At 71.8% G+C, this 6,703-nt stretch carries 5 protein-coding genes; 4 read left to right on the forward strand and 1 reads right to left on the reverse strand.

Annotation, left to right across the window (positions count from 1 at the left end):
* The first annotated feature begins 21 nt into the window (after window positions 1-21).
* Window positions 22-702, forward strand: a complete 681-nt coding sequence (locus AOK16_RS00275; RefSeq protein WP_079100896.1) for a hypothetical protein — start codon at window positions 22-24, stop codon at window positions 700-702.
* 21 nt (window positions 703-723) lie between these two features.
* Here AOK16_RS00275 and AOK16_RS00280 read toward each other — a convergent pair whose 3' ends face one another.
* Window positions 724-2,064 carry a right-handed parallel beta-helix repeat-containing protein gene (locus tag AOK16_RS00280; RefSeq protein ID WP_055470151.1) on the reverse strand — a complete coding sequence of 447 codons (1,341 nt, stop codon included), beginning with the start codon at window positions 2,062-2,064 and terminating at the stop codon, window positions 724-726.
* An 88-nt stretch (window positions 2,065-2,152) separates the two neighbouring features.
* On the opposite strand from AOK16_RS00280, the gene AOK16_RS00285 reads away from it, so the two are divergent.
* From AOK16_RS00285 to dgoD, 3 genes are all read left to right on the forward strand, one after another.
* A complete protein-coding gene (locus AOK16_RS00285; protein WP_055470152.1) occupies window positions 2,153-3,310 on the forward strand; it encodes a Dyp-type peroxidase in 1,158 nt (385 codons plus the stop codon).
* A gap of 279 nt (window positions 3,311-3,589) precedes the next feature.
* Window positions 3,590-5,614, forward strand: coding sequence for a beta-galactosidase (locus tag AOK16_RS00290; RefSeq protein WP_055470154.1), 2,025 nt, complete (start codon window positions 3,590-3,592; stop codon window positions 5,612-5,614).
* A partial coding sequence (gene dgoD / locus AOK16_RS00295) for a galactonate dehydratase (RefSeq protein WP_055470153.1) occupies window positions 5,611-6,703 on the forward strand: 1,093 nt, incomplete at its 3' end. The genes AOK16_RS00290 and dgoD, both read left to right, overlap by 4 nt.

A 6,703-nucleotide genomic window follows, 5' to 3' on the forward strand; every position in this document is an offset into this window, starting at 1 on the left:
GCGGCCGTCGCGGTGGCCGCGGTGGTCGCGTTCCTGGTCGCCGACGGCGGCTCCGGCGCCGGCGGTCCGCGCCCGCTGACGACGGATGAGGCGAGCCGGCTGGCGATCACGCGATTCCGCAACTACCAGGCGCAGGGCCGCGCGGTGACGATGACCGTGCCGGGCACTGCCGGCGGGCTGACCGTCACCGGGTCCGTCGACTACCGGCGCAAGGTCGGTTACGGCGTGGTGCACGGCACCGGGCGCGACAAGTCCAGCGACGGGCTGATCCAGTGGACGCCCACCTCGGTGCACGTCCGCCCGATGGCGGACGCCCCGGCGCACGCACCCGCGTCGCCGCCCCGTTCGGGCTGGTACGACCGTCCGCTGCTGTTGTCCGGCAGCGCGCTGGACACCTCCCTGTCCATCGCGCTCGGTCTCGGCGGCGACCGGCCGGACAACGCCGAACTGCTGCCGCAGAACGGCGCCGCCTGGTGGGGGCGGGAGCGGGTGGACGGGCGCTGGGTGGACGTCATGGCGGGGCCGTCCTCCCCTGACCGCTCCGGTACGGCGGGCAACGTGCGCTACTGGATCGGCTCCGACGGCACCATGTACCGGGTCCGCGTCGGCGTGGGTTCGCAGCCGGAGCCGGTAGTCATCGACTTCGGCACCCACCAGTACGTTCCGGTCAAGCCGGTATCCGGAACCACCCCGACCCGGTAGCCGCCGTTCAGGACGTCTGATTCAGGACGTCTGCACCCGCGCGTTCGCGGCGAGCAGGGACGCCGGCGGCAGCCGGATGTCCGCCGTCTTCGGCAAGGCCGGGACGGACGGGACAGCGGTGGCGCCCGCGGTGGCGGCGTCGGGCAACTGCGCCTGCGGAGCAGGCGCCGCGACCTCGGTGAACGGGATGCCACCGGGTGCCGTCGGCGCCGCCCACGTGCCGGCCGGCGAGGACCCCCCGGCCGGCAGCGGGCAGGCCGCAGTCGTCGCGAGCCGGGCGGGCACGGTGGTGCGCAGCTCGTTGCCCCGCAGGCAGTTGCCTCTTCCCCGCGTGGCGGTGGGGAACGTCCAGCCGACGTCGACGCCGTTTCCGGTGAACGTGTTGTCCACGATCTGGTTGCCGACCGGAGGCAGGTCGGCGGTCGCGGTGATCACCAGCCCGGCGTTGCGGTTGCCGGCGATGCGGTTGCGGATGAACCGGTTGTCGCTGCCGCCGTCGATGCCGGCGCCGGTGCCCCACCCGCCGTCGGCCTGTTCCGGGGTGGCCCTCTGCTGGTTGGCGGCGATCAGGTTGCCCGCGATGACGGCGCCCTTCTGCGGGAGTAGCTTCTCCTGGTGGTCGGAGTTGGTGGTGAGTCCGACCCGGTTGCCGACCAGGCGGTTGCCGACCACGTACATGTCCTCGCTGGCGTTGGTGCCTTCGTAACCGACCGCGTTGAGTTCGGCGACGTTGTCCCGCACCACGATGTTGCAGGGCTTGCACTGGCCGACATAGATCCCCGAGTCGGCGCTGCCCGACGCGTACGAGTGCTCGATGACACCGTTCTGGGCGGAGAACGCGTAGATGCCGTACAGACCGTTGCGGGTCGCGGTCACGTGGGAGACCAGGAACGACTTCAGGAAGGTGACGGGCTCGTCGCCGGTGTCGTAGCCGCCGCTTCCCCCCGGCAGGCCGGCGGCCGCCTTCGCCGAACCGGTGATCAGGACCCCGTTCTGCGTGTTGTTCTCCACGGTCAGGTTCTGCACGGCCACCCCGGGCGCCGAGACGACGACGCCGTTCGGCCGCTGCAACTGCCCGTCGATGACGACCTTGTCCCGGGACAGGCCGCGAAGAGTGAGGCGCGCCGTGTCGATCCTCACCGACTCGCGGTACACGCCCGGCGCGACCAGCACCAGGTCACCGGGTTGAGCCAAGGACACCGCAGCCGAGATCGTCGGGGCATCGGCAGGTACTCGGATCGTCACCTGCGCACCGGCCGGACGGCCGCCTTTGCTTGATCCGCCATCGCCGCTGCCGCAGCCTGCTACCAGGGTCAGCGTGCCCACTACCGCCGCCACCACGCGAAGAGCTAATCGAGCCATGATCCCAGTCTGGCATGACGCCCAATTCCACGCCAGAATCGCGAGGTTGACCCCGCACGCGCGCTTCGGGTGTGGCACTCTGCACCCCATGCGTCGAGCCGATCACCACCCGTCACGCCGCACGTTCCTCGACGTCACCGGCGCCATGATGGCCGCAGGTCTGACCGCCGGGTGCACATCGGACTCCGCCCGGCCGGGCCGGCACGCCCCTCCCGCAGGGGCCACGCCTATGCCGGTTGCGGCGACGGGCCGCCATCAGGCAGGCATCACGATCCCCCAACCGGCCCAGCCCAACCTGCTCGCCGTGGTGGCCGACCTCGGTGCCACCGTGGCTCCCGGCCCGCTACTGGCCGAACTCGGCCAGGCCATCCGCACACTCACAGCGGGGACCGATACGCGGCTGATGGGCCTGCCGCCGGGCGACCTCACCGTGACCGTCGGCGTGGGCCCCCGGCTGGTGCGCACGGCCGGTGCCTCGCTGCCCGGCGCGGCCGACCTCCCGCGATTCTCCCGCGAGCGGATCGCCTCGCCAGCACGCGGCGGAGACCTGCTGGTACAGATCTGCGCCGGTGACGCGCTGCTCTTACCGGTCGTCGCCGCCGCGCTTCTGGACCAGGCCGGTGACCGCATCCGCGAACGCTGGCGCCAGTCCGCACGTCGCGGTGCGAACGTGTCCGTCGGCAACGGCCTCACCGCGCCACGCAACCCGCTCGGTTTCATCGACGGCATCGTGGGCCCGCACACGACCGCCGCACAACAACGCGACCTGTGGCTGGCGGGGCCCCCTGCGGTCGCCGGCGGCACCCTTGCCGTACTGCGGCGCATGGAACTCGACCTGCCGCGGTTCGCCGCCCTGTCCGTAGCCGAACAGGAAGCGGTCTTCGGACGGCGCCGGGCCAGCGGCGCCCCCCTCTCCGGCGGCACCGTCGCCTCAAGCCCGGAACTCGGAGCCAAGACACCCGACGGGCGCTATCTCGTCCCCGCCAACGCCCATGTGCGCAGGGCGAACCCCACCGTGGTCGGCGCCGGCCTCATGCTCCGCCGCTCCTACAGCACCGACGAGCCCGCCCCCGGCCTGCTCTTCATCAGCTTCCAGAACGACCTGCGGACCTTCACCGCCACTCTCGCCCACATGGACACCTCCGACGCGCTGCTGCCCTTCACCACCACAACCGCCAGCGCGACCTTCCTGATCCTCCCCGGCTTCGACCGGCAACACCCGCTCGGTTCCCAGCTGTTCGGCTGACCCCGTTCGACTTGAGTGCGCCCGATCGCGTTCAACTTGAGTGCGCTGATCACGTTCGACTCGAGCGCGAGGAGGCCGTGATGTCTTACGCCACCCGTCGATTCGAGCCCAGACGGGAGGGGCGCCGGGTCAACACGCTTATCGCAGCGAAGGGTTCACCGGGGATTTGGGCGCGCCCGTATTCCCGGCACGTTAATTCGTAATTAATGTATTGAGCGCGCGGCGGTGACCAGGCGCGGCGTGCGGCAGGCGACCGACGACCCGAAGGTGCACGGCGACATGACGACGGCAGACCAGCGGATCCACTTCGGCGGCGACTACAACCCCGAGCAGTGGCCCGAGGAGGTGTGGGCCGAGGACACCCGGCTGATGAAGGAGGCCGGGGTCACCATGGTCACGGCCGGGATCTTCTCCTGGGCCAGGGTCGAACCCCGGCCGGGGGAGTACGACTTCGGCTGGTTCGACCGCGTCATGGACAACCTGGGCGACGCCGGCATCCGCGTCTGCCTCGCCACCATGACCGCCTCCCCGCCACCCTGGCTCTCCCGCCTCCACCCCGAGGTCCTCCCCGAGACGGAGGACGGCCGCCGCAAGTGGCCCGGCGGCCGCCAGCACTACTGCCCCTCCAGCCCCGTCTACCGCGAGTACGCCACCCGCCTCGTCGAGCGCCTCGCCACCCGCTATGCCGACCACCCGGCCCTGGACACCTGGCACGTCGGCAACGAGTACGGCTGCCACACCCGCCAGTGCTACTGCGACGTCTCCGCCGCCGACTTCCGCCGCTGGCTCCGCGAGCGCTACGGCACCGTCCAGGCGCTCAACTACGCCTGGTCCACCGCCTTCTGGTCCCAGCGCTACGACACCTTCGACGAAGTCCTGCCGCCCCGCCTGGCGCCCACCTTCGCCAACCCCGCCCAGCAGCTCGACTACTGGCGCTTCGGCGACGACGCCCTGCGCCAGTGCTACCTCGCGGAGTACGAGGTGCTGCGCCGCGTCACCCCCGGCGTGCCCATCACCACCAACCTGATGCCGCACCACAAGCCGGTCGACGCCTTCGCCTGGGCAGAGCACCAGGACGTCATGTCCCTCGACCACTACCAGGACCCCTACGACCCACGGACCCACCTGCCCGCCGCCTACAACTTCGACCTGATGCGCTCCGCCCGCGAAGGACAGCCCTGGATGCTGCTGGAGCAGGCCCCCAGTGCCGTCAACTGGCGGGCCCGCAACAGCCCCAAGAAACCCGGCACCATGCGGCTCTGGAGCTGGCAGGCCGTAGCCCAGGGCGCCGACGCGGTGCTGTACTTCCAGTGGCGCCAGTCGCGCGGCGGCGCCGAGAAATACCACTCCGCGATGGTCCCCCACGCCGGAACCGGCACCCGCGTCTTCCGCGAGGTCTCCGACCTCGGCCGCGAGCTGGCCTCCGTACCGGACATCGCCGGGACTCGCTCCCGCGCGAACGTGGCGCTGCTGACCGACTGGAACAGCTGGTGGGCGCTCGAACTCGACTCCCACCCCTCCAGCGCCCTCGACCAGTCCGCGATCAACCGCGCCCACCACCAGGCCCTCTTCGACGCCGGTGTCGCCTGCGACATCGTCCCGCCCCACCGCGTACTCGACCGCTACCAGCTCGTCGTCGTGCCCAACCTCTACCTGCTGAGCGAGGACAACGCGGCCCGCCTGGCCGCCTACGTCGAGCGCGGCGGGCACCTGGTCGTCTCCTTCTTCTCCGGCATCGTCGACACGTGCGACCGCGTCCACCTCGGCGGCTACCCCGCCCCGCTGCGCCGCCTGCTGGGCCTGCGCATCGAGGAGTTCTGGCCGCTGGCCGAGGGCGAAACCCTCTCCGTACACGGCGAGTTGAACGGCAGCGCCGACCTGTGGTCCGAGGCCATCGACCTGGAAGGCGCCGAGGCCGTGGCCGTCTTCGGGGACGGCGAGCTGGCCGGCCGCCCCGCCGTCACCCGGCACGCGTACGGCGAAGGCACCGCCTGGTACATCGGCACCCGCCTCGACCCCGCCGCCCTGCGCACCCTCATGGACCGGGCCCGCGAGGCGGCCGGCGTCGCGCCCGTACTGCACGGGCTGCCCGAGGGCGTCCAGGCCACCGTTCGCCAGGGCGAGGACGGCCGCCGGTTCCTCTTCCTGCTCAACCACGGCACCTCAGACGCCACCGTCGAACTGCCCGAGCCGATGCGCGACCGGCTGCGCCCCGGCACCGGCGATACCACCGCCGTGCCACTCCCGCCCCGCGGCGTCGCGGTCCTCCAGCCCACCGACCATTTCCCTGGAGCCCTCACGTGAAGATCACCCGGGTCGAGACCTTCGCCGTGCCCCCGCGCTGGCTGTTCTGCCGGATCGAGACGGATGACGGGGCCGTCGGCTGGGGCGAGCCCGTCGTCGAGGGCCGGGCCGACACCGTGCGCACGGCCGTGCACGAACTCGCCGGGCAGTTCCTGATCGGCGCGGACCCGCGGCGCATCGAGGACCACTGGCAGCTGATGACCAAGGGCTCCTTCTACCGCGGCGGCCCCGTACTCTCCAGCGCGGTCGCCGGCCTCGACCAGGCCCTGTGGGACATCGCCGGCAAGACCCTCGGCGCCCCCGTCCACCAACTCCTCGGCGGCCCCGTACGCGACCGGGCGCGCGCCTACTGCTGGGTGGGCGGCGACGAGCCCGCCGCCGTACGGGACCAGGTCGCCGCCCAGGTCGAGGCCGGGTTCACCGCGGTGAAGATGAACGGCTCGGGCCGGATGAACCGGCTGCCGAACGTCGCCGAGCTGAGCGAGGTCGCGGCCCGGGCCCAGGCGGCCCGCGAAGTCCTCGGCCCCGGGCGGGACTTCGCGGTCGATTTCCACGGCCGTTTCTCCGCCGCGGGCGCCGTCAGGGCCGTTGCCGCCCTGGAGCCGTACGCCCCGATGTTCGTCGAGGAGCCCGTACTGCCCGAGTACACGCACCTGCTAGGCCGCGTGACCGCCTCGACCACCCTTCCGATCGCCACCGGCGAGCGGCTGTTCAACCGTACGGACTCCCTCCCCGCGCTCCAGGCAGGGGCCGCGGTGCTCCAGCCGGACCTCTCGCACGCGGGCGGCATCTCCGAGTGCCGCCGGATCGCCTCCCTCGCCGAGACCTTCGACGCGGCGATCGCCCCGCACTGCCCGCTGGGCCCGCTCGCCCTGGCCGCCAGCCTCCAACTCGCCTTCTGCACACCGAACTTCCTCATCCAGGAACAATCCATCGGCATCCACTACAACACGGGCGCCGAACTCCTCGACTACATCGCCGACCGCGAGGTCTTCCGCTTCCACGACGGCCATCTGCTCCGCCCGACCGGCCCCGGGCTCGGCGTGGAGATCGACGAGAAGGCGGTCCGGAAGGCGGACGGCTCGGCGA

The organism is Streptomyces pathocidini (assembly GCF_001418495.1).
Taxonomy (GTDB): Bacteria; Actinomycetota; Actinomycetes; order Streptomycetales; family Streptomycetaceae; genus Streptomyces; species Streptomyces pathocidini.